Origin of the sequence: Neisseria yangbaofengii, assembly GCF_014898075.1 — a bacterium.
Lineage (GTDB): Bacteria > Pseudomonadota > Gammaproteobacteria > Burkholderiales > Neisseriaceae > Neisseria > Neisseria yangbaofengii.
In genome coordinates this window covers 94,557-112,956 of sequence record NZ_CP062976.1, presented here as the reverse complement: position 1 = coordinate 112,956, position 18,400 = coordinate 94,557, and the positions used below count along the sequence as shown (strand labels likewise).

Annotated in this window: 13 protein-coding genes and 4 tRNA genes; all 17 read right to left on the bottom strand. The window is 48.1% G+C overall.

Going from position 1 to position 18,400, the window contains the following annotated elements; genetic code table 11:
• Positions 1 to 18: 18 nt before the first annotated feature.
• The 17 genes from rpoC to topA all read right to left on the bottom strand — a co-directional run bounded on the left by rpoC (position 19) and on the right by topA (position 18,354).
• Positions 19 to 4,194 (bottom strand): DNA-directed RNA polymerase subunit beta', encoded by a 4,176-nt coding sequence (gene rpoC / locus H4O27_RS00560; RefSeq protein WP_165011007.1) that lies wholly within the window; start codon positions 4,192 to 4,194, stop codon positions 19 to 21.
• Positions 4,195 to 4,356: 162 nt separating this feature from the next.
• On the bottom strand, positions 4,357 to 8,535 hold the full coding sequence (gene rpoB, locus H4O27_RS00555; RefSeq protein ID WP_165011005.1) for a DNA-directed RNA polymerase subunit beta: 4,179 nt from the start codon (positions 8,533 to 8,535) through the stop codon (positions 4,357 to 4,359).
• Positions 8,536 to 8,747: 212 nt separating this feature from the next.
• A complete protein-coding gene (gene rplL, locus H4O27_RS00550) occupies positions 8,748 to 9,119 on the bottom strand; it encodes a 50S ribosomal protein L7/L12 (protein WP_003677916.1) in 372 nt (123 codons plus the stop codon).
• 57 nt (positions 9,120 to 9,176) lie between these two features.
• The gene (rplJ, locus tag H4O27_RS00545; protein ID WP_165011003.1) at positions 9,177 to 9,677 is read right to left on the bottom strand and encodes a 50S ribosomal protein L10; all 501 of its coding nucleotides are present in this window, start codon (positions 9,675 to 9,677) and stop codon (positions 9,177 to 9,179) included.
• Between the two features lie 222 nt (positions 9,678 to 9,899).
• A complete protein-coding gene (rplA, locus tag H4O27_RS00540) occupies positions 9,900 to 10,595 on the bottom strand; it encodes a 50S ribosomal protein L1 (RefSeq protein WP_165011001.1) in 696 nt (231 codons plus the stop codon).
• Positions 10,595 to 11,026, bottom strand: coding sequence for a 50S ribosomal protein L11 (gene rplK, locus H4O27_RS00535; protein ID WP_095502978.1), 432 nt, complete (start codon positions 11,024 to 11,026; stop codon positions 10,595 to 10,597). The genes rplA and rplK overlap by 1 nt, the downstream gene beginning before the upstream one ends.
• A 105-nt stretch (positions 11,027 to 11,131) precedes the next feature.
• On the bottom strand, positions 11,132 to 11,665 hold the full coding sequence (gene nusG, locus H4O27_RS00530; protein WP_165010999.1) for a transcription termination/antitermination protein NusG: 534 nt from the start codon (positions 11,663 to 11,665) through the stop codon (positions 11,132 to 11,134).
• Positions 11,666 to 11,667: 2 nt separating this feature from the next.
• On the bottom strand, positions 11,668 to 11,940 hold the full coding sequence (gene secE / locus H4O27_RS00525; RefSeq protein ID WP_165010997.1) for a preprotein translocase subunit SecE: 273 nt from the start codon (positions 11,938 to 11,940) through the stop codon (positions 11,668 to 11,670).
• A 147-nt stretch (positions 11,941 to 12,087) separates the two neighbouring features.
• A tRNA-Trp gene (locus tag H4O27_RS00520) sits at positions 12,088 to 12,163 on the bottom strand.
• Between the two features lie 8 nt (positions 12,164 to 12,171).
• A complete protein-coding gene (tuf, locus tag H4O27_RS00515) occupies positions 12,172 to 13,356 on the bottom strand; it encodes an elongation factor Tu (protein WP_165090209.1) in 1,185 nt (394 codons plus the stop codon).
• A gap of 60 nt (positions 13,357 to 13,416) precedes the next feature.
• Positions 13,417 to 13,491, bottom strand: a tRNA-Thr gene (locus tag H4O27_RS00510).
• Between the two features lie 12 nt (positions 13,492 to 13,503).
• Positions 13,504 to 13,577 (bottom strand) — tRNA-Gly (locus H4O27_RS00505).
• A 32-nt stretch (positions 13,578 to 13,609) separates the two neighbouring features.
• A tRNA-Tyr gene (locus H4O27_RS00500) sits at positions 13,610 to 13,693 on the bottom strand.
• 98 nt (positions 13,694 to 13,791) lie between these two features.
• Positions 13,792 to 14,043: a YfhL family 4Fe-4S dicluster ferredoxin gene (locus tag H4O27_RS00495; RefSeq protein WP_002215364.1), complete on the bottom strand. Its 252-nt coding sequence runs from the start codon at positions 14,041 to 14,043 to the stop codon at positions 13,792 to 13,794.
• Positions 14,044 to 14,161: 118 nt separating this feature from the next.
• A complete protein-coding gene (rsmD, locus tag H4O27_RS00490; protein WP_165010544.1) occupies positions 14,162 to 14,737 on the bottom strand; it encodes a 16S rRNA (guanine(966)-N(2))-methyltransferase RsmD in 576 nt (191 codons plus the stop codon).
• Between the two features lie 133 nt (positions 14,738 to 14,870).
• On the bottom strand, positions 14,871 to 15,263 hold the full coding sequence (locus H4O27_RS00485) for a helix-turn-helix domain-containing protein (RefSeq protein WP_165010542.1): 393 nt from the start codon (positions 15,261 to 15,263) through the stop codon (positions 14,871 to 14,873).
• Positions 15,264 to 16,038: 775 nt separating this feature from the next.
• Positions 16,039 to 18,354 (bottom strand): type I DNA topoisomerase, encoded by a 2,316-nt coding sequence (gene topA, locus H4O27_RS00480; protein ID WP_165010538.1) that lies wholly within the window; start codon positions 18,352 to 18,354, stop codon positions 16,039 to 16,041.
• Positions 18,355 to 18,400: the final 46 nt, after the last annotated feature.

The window sequence follows — 18,400 nt, the reverse complement described above, 5'->3', positions numbered from 1 at the left end:
TTAATGATTTAAAGCGGCTTACTCTGTCGAGCCTTCAGTTTGCAACGATCCGGCTTCTTCGCTGTGATTCTGACGATGGCGGTTGCGGTGGTAGGTCAGACCGGTACCGGCAGGAATCAGACGGCCTACGATGACGTTTTCTTTCAAGCCGCGCAGATCGTCTTGTTTGCCCATAATCGCCGCTTCGGTCAAGACACGGGTGGTCTCCTGGAAGGAAGCCGCTGAGATGAAGCTGTCGGTCGACAACGATGCTTTGGTAATACCCAGCAACACGTTTTCGTAACGCGCAGGTTCTTTACCTTCGGCAATCATTTTCTCGTTTTCCAGCATCACATCGCCACGCTCAACTTGCTCACCGGTAATGAAGCCGGTTTCGCCTGAGTCGGCAATATTCACGCGACGCAGCATTTGGCGGATGATGACTTCAATGTGCTTATCGGAAATCTTCACGCCTTGCAGGCGGTAAACTTCCTGTACCTCTTGAACGATATAGCGTGCCAATGCTTCGATGCCTTGCAGACGCAGAATATCGTGTGGATCGACTGCACCGTCAACAATGGTTTCTCCACGGTTTACGACTTGGCCGTCGTGTACCAGAATCTGTTTCTCTTTGGAAATCAGAGTTTCGTAGGCCACGCCGTCCACATCGGTAATGATGAGGCGCTGTTTGCCTTTGGTTTCTTTGCCGAAGGAAACGGTACCGGTGATTTCAGCCAGCATACCGGCATCTTTCGGGATACGCGCTTCAAACAATTCGGCCACACGCGGCAGACCACCGGTAATGTCTCGGGTTTTAGACGAGGCTTGAGGAATACGCGCCAACACATCACCTTTACCGATTTCCTGACCTTCACGCACGGTAATCACCGCACCAACAGGGAAGGCCATCGATACCGGTGTTGACGTACCCGGAATGCAGATTTCCAAACCGTTTTCGTCCAACAGCTTCACGGTTGGGCGCAACAATTTAGATGTACCGGCAGAGCGGCGTTTGCCGTCAATAACCACCAAGGTAGACAAACCCGTTACATCGTCGGTTTGTTTGGCAACGGTCACGCCTTCTTCCACGTTTTCGAATTTCACCAAGCCGGCGTGTTCGGTAATCATCGGACGGGTATGCGGATCCCATGTTGCTAAGGTTTGGCCGGCTTTAATGGCTTCACCGTCTTGTACCAGCAAAATGGCACCGTAAGGTACTTTATGACGTTCGCGCTCACGGCCGATATCATCGTGAATCACCACTTCGCAAGAGCGACCGATGACAACCAATTCGCCTTTGTTATTGGCAACATAACGCATTTGGCTGCTGAAGCGTGCCGTACCGTTGGATTTGGCTTCCACTTGGCTGGCAGCGGCTGCTCGGGAAGCGGCGCCACCGATGTGGAAGGTACGCATGGTCAGCTGGGTACCCGGTTCACCAATCGATTGGGCAGCAATCACGCCGACAGCTTCACCGGCATTTACCAGCTTACCGCGCGCCAAGTCACGACCATAACATTGGGCACACAAACCGTGGCGGGTTTTACAGGTAATCGGGGTGCGCACTTTCACTTCATCGACACCGGATTGGTCAATCATGTCGACCAATTTTTCGTTCAGCAGGGTACCGGCTTCTACCAAGGTTTCACCTGTCGACGGGTCAACTACATCGGAAGCAGTAACACGACCCAAAATACGGTCGCGCAAGGCTTCAATCACGTCACCGCCTTGTACCACAGCTTTCATCACAAAGCCGTCAGTTGTGCCACAATCGTCTTCCACCACTACCAAGTCTTGGGTCACGTCTACCAAACGGCGGGTCAGGTAACCGGAGTTTGCGGTTTTCAAAGCGGTATCGGCCAAACCTTTACGCGCACCGTGAGTCGCAATAAAGTATTGCAATACGGTCAGACCTTCGCGGAAGTTAGACGTAATCGGTGTTTCGATAATCGAACCGTCCGGCTTCGCCATCAGACCACGCATACCGGAAAGCTGTTTAATTTGTGCCGCCGAACCACGGGCACCGGAGTCAGCCATCATGTAGATGGAGTTGAACGACTCTTGATCCACTTCATTACCTTCGCGGTCAATTACTTTTTGGGTAGACAGGTTATCCATCATCGCTTTGGCGATTTTATCGCCGGCACGGCCCCAAATATCCACAACTTTGTTGTAGCGTTCACCGTTGGTCACCAAACCTTGGCGGTATTGGTCTTCGATTTCTTTCACTTCGGCTTGCGCTTCGGCCAACAATACGGCTTTTTCTTTCGGAATTTCCATATCGTCAACCGCAATCGAGATACCGCCTTTGGCTGCATAAGCAAAGCCGGTATACATCAAATGGTCAGCGAAAATGACGGTATCGCGCAGGCCGCACAAGCGGAACGATGCGTTAATCAACTTGGAAATTTCTTTTTTCTTCAACGCCTTGTTGATATATTCAAACGGCAGGCCTTTAGGCAGAATTTCGCTCAACAAAGCACGGCCTACGGTGGTTTCATAACGGTTGACTACCGGCTCCAATTCACCATTTTCATTTTTCACCCATTCACGCAGGCGCACGGTAATTTTGGTACCCAGTTCCACTTGTTTGGTGTGGTAAGCGCGGTGTACTTCTTTCACGTCGGCAAACAGGCTGCCTTCGCCTTTGGCATTAATACGGTCGCGGGTCATATAGTACAGACCCAATACGATATCTTGGGACGGCACGATAATCGGTTCGCCGTTGGCCGGAGACAATACGTTGTTGGATGCCAACATCAGCGTACGGGCTTCCATTTGTGCTTCCAGGCTTAGTGGAACGTGAACCGCCATTTGGTCACCGTCAAAGTCGGCATTAAACGCGGCACACACCAATGGATGCAACTGAATGGCTTTACCTTCAATCAGAATCGGTTCAAACGCTTGAATACCCAAACGGTGCAGCGTCGGCGCACGGTTCAGCATAATCGGGTGTTCGCGGATGACTTCTTCCAAGATGTCCCATACTTCCGGTACTTCTTGCTCAACCAATTTTTTAGCTGCTTTAACGGTGGTTGCCAAGCCTTGTTTTTCCAGTTTGTGGAAAATAAACGGTTTAAACAGTTCCAACGCCATTTTTTTCGGCAGACCGCATTGGTGCAGACGCAGGTAAGGACCAACGGTAATCACCGAACGGCCTGAATAGTCCACACGTTTACCCAGCAGGTTTTGACGGAAACGGCCGCCTTTGCCTTTAATCATGTCGGCCAGCGATTTCAGCGGACGTTTGTTGGCACCGGTCATGGCTTTGCCGCGGCGGCCGTTGTCCAGCAGCGAATCAACCGCTTCCTGCAACATACGTTTTTCGTTGCGCACGATGATGTCGGGCGCATTCAGTTCCAACAGGCGTTTCAGACGGTTGTTACGGTTGATGACACGACGGTACAGATCGTTCAAATCGGAAGTGGCGAAGCGGCCGCCGTCCAGCGGAACGAGCGGGCGCAAATCCGGCGGCAATACCGGCAATACGTCCATAATCATCCACTCAAGTTTCATACCTGATCGGTGGAAAGCTTCCAATACTTTCAAACGTTTGGCGATTTTTTTGATTTTGGTGTCGGAACCGGTTGATTCCAATTCTTGACGCAATACTTCGATTTCGCCTGCTACGTCCAATGAACGCAACAATTCGCGGATGCCTTCGGCACCCATCTTGGCATCGAAATCATCGCCGTATTCGTCCAATTTGTTGTAGTAATCGTCTTCGGTCAGCAATTGACGGCGTTGCAGCGGAGTCATGCCCGGTTCGGTCACCACAAATGCTTCAAAGTACAATACGCGTTCGATATCGCGCAGGGTCATGTCCAATACCATACCCAAGCGTGACGGCAACGATTTCAAAAACCAGATGTGGGCAACCGGGGCGGCCAATTCGATGTGACCCATGCGTTCGCGGCGCACTTTAGACAAAGTCACCTCCACGCCACATTTTTCACAGGTTACGCCTTTAAATTTCAAGCGTTTGTATTTACCGCACAAACATTCGTAGTCTTTCACCGGACCGAAAATTTTAGCGCAGAACAAACCGTCGCGTTCCGGTTTGAACGTACGGTAGTTGATGGTTTCCGGCTTTTTCACTTCACCGTAAGACCAAGAACGGATGGTATCCGGAGAAGCGATGCCAATTTTGATGGCATCAAACTCTTCTTCCATACCCGCTGTTTGTAACGGATTAAATAAGTTCAACAAATTCATTTTTGCTCCTTGAAGGAAGTATTTTTACCGCTTGGCGGATCAGGATTCGGATGGAATGACACAGCTTTTCAGACAACCTTTAAACATTTTCGTGATGCCCGTTTAAAGCTCGGTGTTCCTTCAGACGGCCTATTGACATCAGAGGCCGTCTGAAAGCGTTGTTTAGTACCGTTCCAAATCGATATCCAAGCCCAATGAGCGAATCTCTTTAACCAATACGTTGAAGGATTCAGGCATACCGGCGTCAATTTTATGTTCGCCTTTGACGATGTTTTCATACATTTTAGTACGGCCTGTCACGTCATCAGACTTCACGGTTAACATTTCTTGGAGGGTATAAGCGGCACCGTAAGCTTCCAGTGCCCAAACCTCCATCTCACCGAAACGTTGGCCGCCGAACTGCGCTTTACCGCCCAAAGGTTGTTGGGTTACCAAGCTGTAAGGGCCGGTCGAACGGGCGTGCATTTTCTCATCCACCAAGTGATGTAGTTTCAAATAGTGCATCACGCCTACGGTTACGCGGCGGTCGAAGGCTTCGCCTGAACGGCCGTCGTAAAGGGTAATTTGGGTTTTGGTATCGTTAAAGCCCAATTTTTCCACTTCAGGATCATCACTTGGATAAGCTAAGTTCAACATATCGCGGATTTCAGATTCTTTCGCGCCGTCGAATACCGGAGAAGCGAAAGATGCACCTTTACGCAGGTTAGAAGCTAATTCAATGATTTCATCATCGCTCAAGCTGTCGAGATCTTCTTGTTTACCGCTGTTGTTGTACAGCTTATTCAAGAATTCACGCAATTCGCTGGCTTTGCGCTGCTCTTTGAGCATGCGGTCGATACGCTCGCCGATACCTTTGGCGGCCCAGCCCAAATGCACTTCCAAAATCTGACCGATGTTCATACGCGACGGTACGCCCAACGGGTTCAGCACGATGTCCACCGGACGGCCGTCTGCCATATACGGCATGTCTTCCACCGGCAAAATGCGCGATACCACACCTTTGTTACCGTGGCGGCCCGCCATTTTGTCACCGGCTTGCAGGCGGCGTTTGATGGCGATAAATACTTTCACCATTTTTTGTACGCCCGGCTGTAATTCGTCGCCTTGGGTCAGTTTTTTCTTCTTGATTTCATACAGTTCGTCGGCTTCTTCACGTTTTTGCTGCAGGCTGGCTTTAATCAGTTCCAGTTGTTTCGCCAAATCTTCATCAGCCAAGCGGATGTCGAACCAATCGTGTTTGCTGGCGGCAGAAGCCAAGTATTCGGCCGTAATTTCGCTGCCTTTGGCCAATTTTATCGGACCGCCGTTGGCTTTTTGACCGACAATCATGCGTTCGATACGGTCAAATGCATCGTTGTCGAAAATACGCAGTTGGTCGCTCAAGTCTTGACGGTAACGTTTCAGCTCGGAATCAATAATCGATTGGGCACGTTTATCACGCTGGATGCCTTCACGGGTGAAGACCTGCACGTCAATCACGGTACCGCTCATGCCGGTCGGCATACGCAGCGAAGTATCTTTCACATCAGACGCTTTTTCACCGAAAATCGCACGCAGCAGTTTTTCTTCAGGGGTCAGCTGGGTTTCGCCTTTAGGCGTTACTTTGCCTACCAACACATCACCGGCCTCCACTTCGGCACCGATATACACGATACCGGATTCATCCAGACGGTTTTGCATACGCTCGGACAGGTTCGGAATATCGCGGGTAATGTCTTCGGCACCCAATTTGGTGTCACGCGCCACAACGTTCAATTCTTCAATATGAATCGAAGTATAGCGGTCGTCGGCAGCCACTTTTTCGGAAATCAAAATCGAGTCTTCGTAGTTGTAACCGTTCCACGGCATAAAGGCGATGGTCATGTTTTGACCCAATGCCAGTTCGCCCAAATCGGTCGAAGCACCATCGGCTACCAAATCGCCACGTTGCAACACATCGCCTGCCTTCACAGCCGGACGTTGGTTGATGTTGGTCGATTGGTTGGAACGGGTGAATTTGACTAAGTTGTAAATATCGACACCCACTTCACCGGCAGTCGCTTCATCGTCGTGTACACGGATGACCACACGGTTGGCATCAACATATTCCACTACACCGCCACGACGGGCAACAATAGCGGTTGCCGAATCCACGGCCACCGAGCGCTCAATACCGGTGCCGACCATCGGTTTTTCCGGACGCAGACACGGTACGGCCTGACGTTGCATGTTGGCACCCATCAATGCACGGTTCGCATCGTCATGCTCCAAGAACGGAATCAGCGAAGCAGCCACGGAAACCACTTGACCGGTTGCCACGTCCATATATTGGACACGATCCGGCGTGGCCATAATGGTTTCGCCTTTTTCACGACAGGTTACCAAATCGCCGGTAAGGTTGCCGTTTTCATCCAAATCGGCATTAGCCTGCGCAATCACATAGCGACCTTCTTCGATGGCGGACAGATAATCGATTTCTTCAGTTACTTTGCCATCCACTACACGGCGGTATGGAGTTTCCAAGAAGCCGTAATCATTGGTACGGGCATAAACCGACAATGAGTTAATCAAACCGATGTTCGGGCCTTCAGGTGTTTCAATCGGACACACGCGGCCATAGTGGGTCGGGTGTACGTCGCGCACTTCAAAGCCGGCACGTTCACGGGTCAGACCGCCCGGACCCAAGGCAGAAACACGGCGTTTGTGGGTAACTTCCGACAGCGGGTTGGTTTGGTCCATAAACTGGCTCAACTGGCTTGAGCCGAAAAATTCTTTAATCGCAGCAGAAACCGGTTTGGCGTTAATCAAGTCGTGCGGCATCAGATTTTCAGATTCTGCTTGGTTCAAACGCTCTTTTACGGCACGCTCTACACGGGCCAGACCGCTGCGGAATTGGTTTTCGGTCAATTCACCCACTGAACGCACACGGCGGTTGCCCAAGTGGTCGATATCGTCCACTTCGCCGTGACCGTTACGCAACTCAACCAATGTTGCAATTGAAGCCACAATGTCTTCAATACTCAGGACATAGCCACCTTTTTCAGCCGCACCGGCAAAGGTTTCGTTCAACAAACGGCCATACCAAGAGCCTCGTTGTGCTTCAGACAATTTTTGCTCGTAGGTGCGGGTATTAAATTTCATACGGCCTACACGAGACAAGTCATAGCTGTCTTCACTGAAGAACAAGCGGTTGAAGAGCATTTCAACCGCTTCTTCGGTAGGCGGTTCACCCGGACGCATCATGCGGTAAATCGCCACGCGAGCAGCTTGTTGGTCGGCAGTTTCATCCGTACGCAAAGTGCTGGAAATATAACCGCCTTGATCCAATTCATTGATGTACAAAGTAGTGACTTGTTCAATACCGTGAATATCCAGTTTCGCCAACAATTCTTCGGTGATTTCATCATTGGCCACAGCCAAGACTTCACCCGTATCCGGCACGATCAAATCAGCAGCCAAGACTTTGCCTAATAAAGTTTCAGGATCAACGTCCAAGCGGGTCAAACCGGCATTAGCAATATCGCGGATATTTTTAGCGGTGATGCGTTTGCCCTTGGTCACCAAAACGTTACCTTCAGCATCAACGATATCGGTTTTAGCAGTTTCGCCTTTCAGACGGCCCGGAATCAATTCAGTTTGCACACCGCCTTTTGACAAAAAGAATATTTCTTTGTCATAGAAGGTATCCAAAATCTGTTCGTTGTTGTAGCCCAAGGCTTTCAGCAAAATAGTTACCGGCATTTTGCGGCGGCGGTCGATACGGAAATATAGATGATCTTTCGGATCAAACTCAAAATCTAACCATGAGCCACGGTAAGGAATAATGCGGGCAGAGAACAATAATTTGCCAGAGGAATGGGTTTTACCGCGATCGTGTTCAAAGAATACACCTGGAGAACGGTGCAACTGAGAAACGATAACGCGCTCGGTACCATTAATGACAAAAGAACCACTCGGTGTCATCAATGGGATTTCACCCATGTACACTTCGTTTTCGCGCACTTCTTTTACTGTCGGCTTAGAAGCTTCTTTATCCAAAATCACCAAGCGGATGCGGGCACGTAAAGGCGCAGCGTAAGTAATACCGCGCAATTGACATTCAGGAATATCAAACAGCGGATCACCCAAAGTGTAGTGGACAAATTCCAGACGTGCATAACCATTATGGCTGACGATTGGGAAAATAGAATTGAATGCCGCTTGAAGACCATCATCGGTACGCTGATCGAAAGCATTTTCTAATTGCAGAAATTTTGCATAAGAATCAATTTGAGTTGCCAGCAAAAAGGGAACTTCCAATACGTTCTCTCGTTTGGCAAAACTCTTACGGATACGTTTTTTCTCGGTAAACGAATAGTTCATATACACTCCGAAGGGTGACTTTTGAATAGAAATGCCGTCTGAACACTTTAAGAATTGAGAAGACGACAATTTTGTGATGTTATTTACATTTATTTATATTTACTTCAGAATATAAATGCAAATAAATGTAAATAATTATTTTCTGTATAATTAAAACGCAAAATAAGGCTGGCAGATATCTGCCAGCCTTTACTGAAAGTATCAAATGATGATTATTTGATTTCGACTTTAGCGCCGGCTTCTTCCAGTTGTTTTTGGATGTCTTCAGCTTCAGCTTTAGAAACACCTTCTTTCAGTGTTTTAGGCGCGCCGTCAACGATGTCTTTAGCTTCTTTTAAGCCCAAACCAGTGATGGCTCGAACCACTTTAATCACGCCAACTTTTTGATCACCGGCGGAAGCCAAAACTACATCGAATTCAGTTTTTTCTTCAGCAGCAGCGGCACCGGCACCGGCAGGACCGGCAACGGCAACGGCAGCAGCAGAAACGCCGAATTTTTCTTCAAAAGCTTTAACCAGGTCGTTCAATTCCATAACGGTCAAAGAACCAACAGCTTCCAAAATGTCTTCTTTAGTAATAGCCATGCTATTTAAACTCCAAATATTGTATTAAAAATTAATTTTCAAATGAAACAAAATCGATTAAGCGGCTTCTTCGCCAGCCTTTTTCTCAGCCAATGCAGCCAAACCACGTGCAAAACCTGCAACAGGTGCTTGCATAACGTACAACAGTTTAGACAACAATTCTTCACGGCTAGGAATAGAAGCCAGCTCGCTTACTTGAACAGCATCCAGTACGTCACCATTATAAGAACCAGCCTTAACAATGATTTTGTCATCTTTTTTCGCGAATTGATGCAGCACTTTTGCAGCAGCTACAGCATCTTCAGAAGCAGCGTAAACCAGCGGACCCACCATATGATCTGCCAAACCTGCAAATGAAGTGCCTTCTACTGCGCGACGAGCCAAAGTATTTTTCAGAACGCGCAAATATACGCCTTCTTTACGCGCATTTGCACGCAGCTCGGTCATGCTGGCAACACTGATACCGCGATATTCTGCAACCACCAGAGTTTGAGCGTTAGCAATCGCTGCGCTAATCTCTTCGACGGCTACTTTCTTGGTTTCAATATTGAGACTCAAGGTCTACCTCCCACTGTTTATCAACAGAATACTTTCTCAGTATTCCACCAGCTCGGTAACCTAAAAAGACATCTTACAAGCTTTCTTGCAATTTGTTTCAGGACTACCGTCTGCGTAGGGCAATAACGATTAAATCTTACGATCCCTACGGTCTTGGACATCTACTTAATATTTTAAGTAGCCCAAATCCAGACAACCTTCAAAAAGGCCGTCTGAAAATTCTTAGTTGTTTACGCTAGAAGTATCTACGCGCACACCCAAACCCATAGTGCTGGATACCGCAACTTTTTTCAAGTATTGGCCTTTGGCAGCAGCTGGTTTGGCTTTAACGACTGCATCCAACAATGCGTCAAAGTTTTCTTTCAAATCAGCTTCAGCGAATGAAGCGCGACCGATGGTTGCATGCACGATACCTGCCTTATCCGTACGGTATTGTACTTGACCGGCTTTCGCATTTTTCACTGCTTCGGCAACGTTTGGCGTTACAGTACCCACTTTAGGGTTAGGCATCAAACCGCGTGGACCTAAGATGGTACCCAACTGACCCACAATACGCATTGCGTCCGGAGAAGCAATCACGACATCAAAGTTCAAGTTACCGCCTTTGATTTCAGCAGCCAAATCATCAAAACCGACAACATCTGCACCTGCTTCTTTAGCTGCTTCAGCATTGGCACCTTGAGCAAATACAGCCACGCGAGTGGTTTTACCGGTACCTTTAGGCAATACTACCGAACCACGAATCACTTGGTCAGATTTACGAGGATCTACGCCCAAATTAAATGATACGTCAATTGACTCATCAAATTTCGCAGTTGCGGCATTTTTTACCAAAGCAATCGCTTCATCGATCGCATACAATTTGTTCGCTTCAACAGAAGAGCGCAAAGCTTTCAAGCGTTTAGAAACTTTAGCCATTACACACCCTCCACATCCAGGCCCATTGAACGGGCTGAGCCAGCAATAGTACGTACCGCAGCATCCAAATCAGAAGCTGTCAAATCAGGCTCTTTGGTTTTAGCGATTTCTTCCAATTGAGCACGGGTCACTTTACCCACTTTATTGGTCAATGGATTGGCACTACCTTTTTGCAGACCGGCAGCTTTTTTCAACAATATAGAAGCTGGAGGTGTTTTCATCACAAATGTGAATGATTTGTCTGCAAATGCAGTAATCACAACAGGAATCGGCAAACCAGGTTCCATACCTTGGGTTGCGGCATTAAATGCCTTACAGAATTCCATAATGTTCAAACCACGCTGACCCAATGCCGGACCAACTGGAGGAGATGGGTTGGCTTTACCTGCACCAATTTGCAGTTTAATGTAGCCTACAATTTTCTTTGCCACTTAAGGGACTCCTAAAAGACGGGTATAGCGCGGAACCATTCCGCTTCCCAAAACGAATTGTCAATTATAAAACTTAATGTATTTTGATTCAAGACATTAATTCAATTAAATCTTTTCAACCTGACCAAATTCCAACTCAACAGGCGTTTCACGACCAAAAATCTGCACAGAAACACGCAGCTTATTACGCTCGTAATTGACTTCATCTACCACGCCATTGAAGTCAGCAAAGGGACCGGCATTGACGCGAACTGCTTGGCCTACTTCAAATTCGACTTTTGGTTTTGGTTTTTCAACACCGCTGCGAACTTGTTGCATAATTACATCAGCTTCGCGTTGTGAAATAGGTAATGGGCGGTTAGCAGTACCGCCAATAAAACCAGATACACGCGGAGTGCTTTTTACTAAATGCCATGACTCATCGGTCATTTCCATTTCAACCAAAACATAGCCAGGGTAAAATTTACGCTCGCTGATGGTACGGCGGCCATTTTTAATATCAACCACCTCTTCGACCGGAACCAACACTTGGCCGAAATACTCTTCCATACCTTCGCGTACAATACGCTCTTTCAATGTTTTTTGGACATTTTTTTCAAAGCCGGAATAAGCCTGCACAACATACCAACGCTTTGACATTTTTATCCCCTCTTCAATAACAAATCAAAAAATAACCATGAAACCGCTGTATCAACTGCATAAATAAACGCAGCCAAAATTGCTACAAAAATTACCACAAATACAGTCATCTTGACCGCATCATCACGAGCCGGCCAAACTACTTTCTTAAATTCAATCCATGAATTTCGAAAATAAGCGAACCCTTCGCGCTGCGATGTGACATGTGCATTGTTGTCTGATTTGACAAGCCGCCCCACTTTATCCGCTTTATCTTCAGGCATACGATCAGCCATTTTAAACTCACTTTCCATAGCACTGATACAGCATGTGCAGTACATATTGATACTGCTCACCGTCATGCAATGGTTAAAACAAATCAACCAATAAAAATAAAATAGCAAAAAAAATTAACCGGCACTAAGGCCGGTTAATTTTTTATTTGGCAGGCCAGGAGGGTCTCGAACCCCCAACCCTCGGTTTTGGAGACCGATACTCTACCAATTGAGCTACTGGCCTTCTAAAACTTAAGCAATGATAGAAGAAACAACGCCGGCACCTACGGTACGGCCGCCTTCACGGATTGCAAAGCGCAAGCCTTCTTCCATAGCAATCGGTGCAATCAGTTCTACGCTGATGGTTACGTTTTCACCCGGCATTACCATTTCCACGCCTTCTTCCAGAGTAACCGCACCGGTTACGTCGGTTGTACGGAAGTAGAATTGTGGGCGGTAGTTGGCGAAGAATGGGGTGTGACGACCGCCTTCTTCTTTGCTCAATACGTACACTTCGGCTTTGAATTTGGTGTGTGGTGTGATTGAGCCTGGTTTAGCCAATACTTGACCACGTTCAACTTCTTCACGTTTGGTACCGCGCAGCAATACGCCTACGTTGTCGCCTGCTTGACCTTCGTCCAGCAGTTTGCGGAACATTTCAACGCCGGTACAAGTGGTTTTGGCTGTGTCTTTCAGACCTACGATTTCGATCTCGTCGCCCACGTGGATGATACCGCGCTCTACACGACCGGTTACTACTGTACCGCGGCCGGAGATTGAGAATACGTCTTCAATCGGCAGCAGGAATGGTTTGTCAACTGCTCGTTCCGGAGTTGGGATGTAGCTATCCAATGCAGCGGCCAGTTCGAAGATTTTTTCTTCGTAAGCGGCATCGCCTTCCAAGGCTTTCAGTGCAGAACCTTGGATGATTGGGCAGTCATCACCCGGGAAGTCGTAGCTTGACAGCAAGTCACGGATTTCCATTTCAACCAATTCCAACAATTCAGCATCATCAACCATGTCGCATTTGTTCATGAACACCAAGATGTATGGTACACCTACTTGGCGACCCAACAAGATGTGCTCACGGGTTTGCGGCATAGGGCCGTCAGCGGCAGACACCACCAAAATCGCGCCATCCATTTGTGCTGCGCCGGTAATCATGTTTTTAACGTAGTCGGCGTGGCCCGGACAGTCTACGTGTGCGTAGTGGCGGGTTTCGGTTTCGTATTCTACGTGAGAGGTGTTAATGGTAATACCGCGGGCTTTTTCTTCCGGCGCGTTGTCGATTTGGTCATAAGCTTTTGCTGCGCCACCGAATTTTTTAGCCAAAATGGTAGTCAGTGCTGCAGTCAGAGTGGTTTTACCATGGTCAACGTGACCGATGGTGCCAACGTTTACGTGCGGTTTGCTACGTTCGAATTTTTCCTTAGCCATGGCAATAAATCCTATTCTAAGCGTTCAATTAAATAAAAATACGGGTAAATAATAATGAGATGGTGCCCATGGGCAGATTTGAACTGCCGGCCTCTCCCTTACCAAGGGAGTGCTCTACCCCTGAGCTACATGGGCTAATTTGTCCATTGGAGCGGGTGAAGGGAATCGAACCCTCACCGTAAGCTTGGAAGGCTTCTGCTCTACCATTGAGCTACACCCGCATACACTTACTTCTTTGCTCCAAGTAAGATTTTGGTGGAGGGAGAAGGATTCGAACCTTCGAAGCTCGCGCAACAGATTTACAGTCTGCCCCCTTTGACCGCTCGGGAACCCCTCCAAAAGAGAACGCTAGTCTATTTATTTCTCTTTACCAAGTCAAGCAATATTTTCGATATTTTCCTAAAAATATTGCAACAATATGATTATATGAAAAAATTACTTAAACTGAATGATTTTTTCGTATTTCGCCATCAGCTCATCATGCGTTTCCGGATGTTCTTCATCAATCAAAATACAGTCGACCGGACACACTTGCTGACATTGCGGTTCGTCATAGTGGCCGACGCATTGCGTACACAGATTCGGATTGATTTCGTAAATTTCCTCGCCTTGAGAAATGGCGTCATTCGGGCACTCAGGCTCGCATACGTCGCAGTTAATGCACTCATCTGTAATAAAGAGCGACATTTTCGTTTCCTTTTTATTCAATTTCAAAACCGATGAGCGCGGATTATAGCATAAACTATTCGAAAAAACGCATATGCAAAGAATGTTTACACCCTGGTAATGATTCTCAAATCCTATACTATTCAGCTACTTGCACGAAATGCAACAATTGAAAGCAGCTCATTCCGGATTTACCGTCGCGATATTGCACCAACCATTCCGGTTTTGCCGGCAATAGTCCTGCTTCGACATAGACCATTGCGTTGTTTTTCAAACGGCTTTGCAGCAAAACAAACAAGTCGCCCCATTGCTGCCACGCAAACGGCGGATCCAGAAAAACCACATCAAACTGTCCGCTTTGATTTTTCAGAAAACTCAGGCCGTCTGAAAAAACAGTTTCCACTTGCGCCAAGCCCAACTCATGCGCGTTTTGTTGTAGAGATTGCAGCGTTTGGCGGTGATTATCCACCAACACCACCCGCTTGGCATGGCGTGAAGCGGCTTCCAGCCCCAACGCGCCGCTGCCGGCAAACAAATCCAACACCGTTTTACCGGTCAAATCCTGCCCCAACCAGTTAAACAGCTTTTCACGCACCATATCCGGTGTCGGCCGCAACCCGTCTGCCGAACGGAACGCCAGCTTCCTGCCCCGATGCGTACCGCCGATAATGCGCACTTGGTTGCTATGTTTCGTATTGTGTTTCTGCGCCGCCATAATCCATTAAAGAGGCCGTCTGAAAATAAGGTTTCTGCACAGCAAAAACTGATTTTCAGACGGCCTCTACATAAAATTTCAGATACGGCCATTATAACGGAAAAATGCTGCAATCAAAGGATTTTCAGACGGCCTATTCGGACTGCTGCGATTCCATCATGCCCGCAATTTTGCGCAACAGCTCGATTTCACGGTCTTTTTGCACCAGCAGTTCTTGAGTATATTTCAACTTAGCTTTTAATAATTCAATTTCGGCAGCATTATTGCCGGCACAAACTGAAAACTCACTGTTATCAATATTTTCTGTAATTTGAAGAATCAAACCACCTTTACCCGACTTCAGCAAATCCCACACATCAACACGGAATACCGCCGCCAACTGCTCCAAACGGGGCAAACTCAACTGCGTTTCACCCCGCTCGATTTTGGCATAACCGCCTGCCGACATTTCCAATTTTTCAGCCACATCTTCCTGCGACCATTGGCGCAATTCGCGCATCAGGCGGATTTTATCGTGGGTTTCCATAGTTGAACTTTCTGTATAGCCGGTTGAATTTTAAGGACAGATTTTAAACTTTTGCTGGCTGGTTAGGCAAGTAAAAATCATTAGAATAATAGATATTATTTATTCTAGATGTTCTATTCATCACACCTGAGAATAGGCTTTTCATTTCTATAATTTAAAAGGAACAATCATATGACTTTCCTCAAGAAATCACTTTCTACTATTGCATTAACTCTATGCATTATTTCTACTGCTCACGGTGGTAATAGCACTTGGTCAGTTATTAGAAATTAACAGCAAGGGGATAGTCGAGTGGTATGGGTAAAAATTACTAACCCACCGGAAGAAGTTGGTAAAGATATTTGTGATAACCCCGATGGTTACGGACTATGCCACTATGTATCTGCATACGTCATGCAGCAATTCCGTCTTGATTGTGCTGGCTCCTATGTATCGGGTAACAGTATCCACTATAAACCTGACGGCTCTGTTTTCCAATCCTATCCCGGTTCTAACCAATGGGATTCAATTGTTCCTAACTCAATGATTGAATGGGTAGAAACAAAAGCTTGCCACTCAAATTGAAGTGCTGAAATAATCCAATCATGCAGAATATGATGAAAACATACTAAATATTGCACAAGTTTATAGATGTTGGGGGGTACTGCAAAATAGATAAGTCCACTAATCGGTACGTTACATCACTTTGGAGTAGCTAACATACTTATTATTCATAAGATTTATCTGCATAAGGCCGTCTGAAAACCTGATTTTCAGACGGCCTTTGTTTCAGCGTTTATTCCTCGCTGCTGCCCTTAGGTGCGGGCGGTTCGATTTGTTCTTTCCAGCCGCATTCTTTTTGCGGGCAGACTTTTTCTACGCCCCAGCGTTTGGTGGTTTTGATGGTCAATACCGGCCAATGGCATTTCGGGCATTCTTCGGCAACGGGCGGGTTCCAAGTGGCGTAGTTGCAGTCGGGATAGGTGCTGCAACTGTAAAAGAGTTTGCCGTAACGGGATTTGCGCTCGACAAGGTTGCCTTTTTTGCATTGCGGACATTGAACGCCGGTGTCTTTGGGTTTTTCCAGCGGTTCGATGTGTTTGCATCTGGGGTAGTTGGCGCAGCCGATGAATTTGCTGCCGGTGCGGCTGTATTTGTAAACAAGCTGTCCGCCGCATTTCGGGCATTCCCGTCCTTCGAGTTCGGCTTGTTCGGCGGCTTCTTTAGCGACCCGTTCGGCGGCTTCTTCGGCGGTTTCGTTGACGTTGCGGGTGTAGCTGCATTCGGGGTAGCCGGCGCAGGCAACGAAGCGGCCGTTGCGTCCGAATTTGATTTGCAGCTTGTGTTGGCCGCATTTCGGGCAGTCTTCGTCTAATTCCTGCGTGGTGAATTTGGCGCGTTCGATGCCTTCTTTTTCTTCAACCTGTTTGCTGAAGCCTTTCCAGAATTTGTCCATCACCGGCACCCAGCGGCGTTTGCCGGTGGCGATTTCGTCAAGTTGGTCTTCGAGTTTGGCGGTGAAGTGGTAATCGACGTATTGGGCGAAATGTTCGGTCAGGAATTTATTGACGATGTCGCCGGTGTCGGTGGGCATGAAGCGTTTTTGCTCAAGGGTAACGTATTCGCGGTCTTTGAGCGTGGAAATAATACTGGCATAGGTCGAGGGGCGGCCAATGCCGTATTCTTCGAGGGCTTTGACCAGTGTGGCTTCGTTGAAGCGGGGCGGCGGGGTGGTGAAGTGTTGTTCGCCGTAAAGATTGTCCACCGGCAATTTGTCGCCCTCTGCCATTTCGGGCAGTTTTTTGTTTTCTTCGCTCTCGTCGTCGCTGCTTTCTTCGTACACGCTCAAAAAGCCGGCAAAAGTCTGCACTTGGCCGCTGACACGGAATACGCCTTCGCCGACGCAAATATCGACGGTGGTTTGGTCGAATTTTGCCGGCGACATTTGACAGGCAACGGTACGCTGCCAAATCATTTGGTAGAGTTTGAACTGGTCGGCGGTCAGGAAGGGTTTGACGCTTTCGGGCGTGCGGTACACAGAAGTCGGGCGGATCGCTTCGTGGGCTTCTTGGGCGTTTTTGGATTTGGTTTTGTACTGCTTCGCCGAACTTGGCAGATAGTCTTTGCCGATTTTGTTTTCGATGTAGTGGCGGATTTCGGTAACGGCTTCGTCCGCCAGATTCACGCTGTCGGTACGCATATAGGTAATCAGACCGATTGCGCCCTGCCCTACGTCGATACCTTCGTAAAGCTGCTGAGCGGTGCGCATGGTGCGGTCGGTGGTCATGCCGAGTTTGCGCACGGCATCCTGCTGCATGGTGGAGGTGGTGAACGGTGCGGCGGGGTTACGGCTGCGTTTTTTCTTTTCCACCCCGCCGACTACGGCATCTTTGCCCTGCAATGCCTGCAATACGGCGGCTTGTGCGGCTTCGTCAGGCAAGGCGAACTGTTCGAGTTTTTCGCCCCGATATTGAACGAGCTTGGCGGTGAATTTGCTGCGTCCTTTGTGGCTGTCGAGATGCAGCGTCCAATATTCCTGCGCTTCAAAGGCACGGATTTCGTTTTCACGTTCGCAAATCAGGCGCAAGGCGGGGCTTTGCACCCGTCCGGCACTCAGCCCTCGGCGGATTTTTTTCCACAACAGGGGCGAGAGGTTGAAGCCGACCAGATAATCGAGGGCACGGCGTGCCTGTTGCGCATCGACCAAGTCCATTTCGATTTCACGGGGCTGGGCAACGGCATCCAGCACGGCGTTTTTGGTGATTTCGTGGAACACAACCCGCTGCGGACGAATGTTTTTCAAACCCCATTTGCTTTTCAAAATTTCCTGCAAATGCCATGAAATGGCTTCGCCTTCCCTATCCGGGTCGGTTGCCAGATAGAGGTTTTCCGCTTCTTTGGCGGCGGCAACGATGGCATCGACGTGTTTGGCGTTGCGGGAAATCAGTTGGTATTTCATTGCAAAATCGTTGTCGGGATCGACTGCGCCGTTTTTCGGCACCAAATCCCGCACATGGCCGTAGGAAGCCAGAATTTCAAAATCGCCGCCCAAGTATTTTTTCAAGGTTTTGGCCTTGGACGGGGATTCGACGATTAAGAGGTTTTTAGCCATCTTTACTCTCTTTTGTTATTGTAAATTTCAGACGGCCTTTTGTTTA

What these genes read in the sequence shown, in the direction of transcription:
- rpoC (WP_165011007.1), bottom strand. Translation starts at nt 4,194, where the DNA reads ATGAATTTGTTGAACTTATTTAATCCGTTACAAACAGCGGGTATGGAA.
- rpoB (WP_165011005.1), bottom strand. Translation starts at nt 8,535, where the DNA reads ATGAACTATTCGTTTACCGAGAAAAAACGTATCCGTAAGAGTTTTGCC.
- rplL (WP_003677916.1), bottom strand. Translation starts at nt 9,119, where the DNA reads ATGGCTATTACTAAAGAAGACATTTTGGAAGCTGTTGGTTCTTTGACC.
- rplA (WP_165011001.1), bottom strand. Translation starts at nt 10,595, where the DNA reads ATGGCTAAAGTTTCTAAACGCTTGAAAGCTTTGCGCTCTTCTGTTGAA.
- nusG (WP_165010999.1), bottom strand. Translation starts at nt 11,665, where the DNA reads ATGTCAAAGCGTTGGTATGTTGTGCAGGCTTATTCCGGCTTTGAAAAA.
- secE (WP_165010997.1), bottom strand. Translation starts at nt 11,940, where the DNA reads ATGGCTGATCGTATGCCTGAAGATAAAGCGGATAAAGTGGGGCGGCTT.
- tuf (WP_165090209.1), bottom strand. Translation starts at nt 13,356, where the DNA reads ATGGCTAAGGAAAAATTCGAACGTAGCAAACCGCACGTAAACGTTGGC.
- H4O27_RS00495 (WP_002215364.1), bottom strand. Translation starts at nt 14,043, where the DNA reads ATGTCGCTCTTTATTACAGATGAGTGCATTAACTGCGACGTATGCGAG.
- rsmD (WP_165010544.1), bottom strand. Translation starts at nt 14,737, where the DNA reads ATGGCGGCGCAGAAACACAATACGAAACATAGCAACCAAGTGCGCATT.
- H4O27_RS00485 (WP_165010542.1), bottom strand. Translation starts at nt 15,263, where the DNA reads ATGGAAACCCACGATAAAATCCGCCTGATGCGCGAATTGCGCCAATGG.
- topA (WP_165010538.1), bottom strand. Translation starts at nt 18,354, where the DNA reads ATGGCTAAAAACCTCTTAATCGTCGAATCCCCGTCCAAGGCCAAAACC.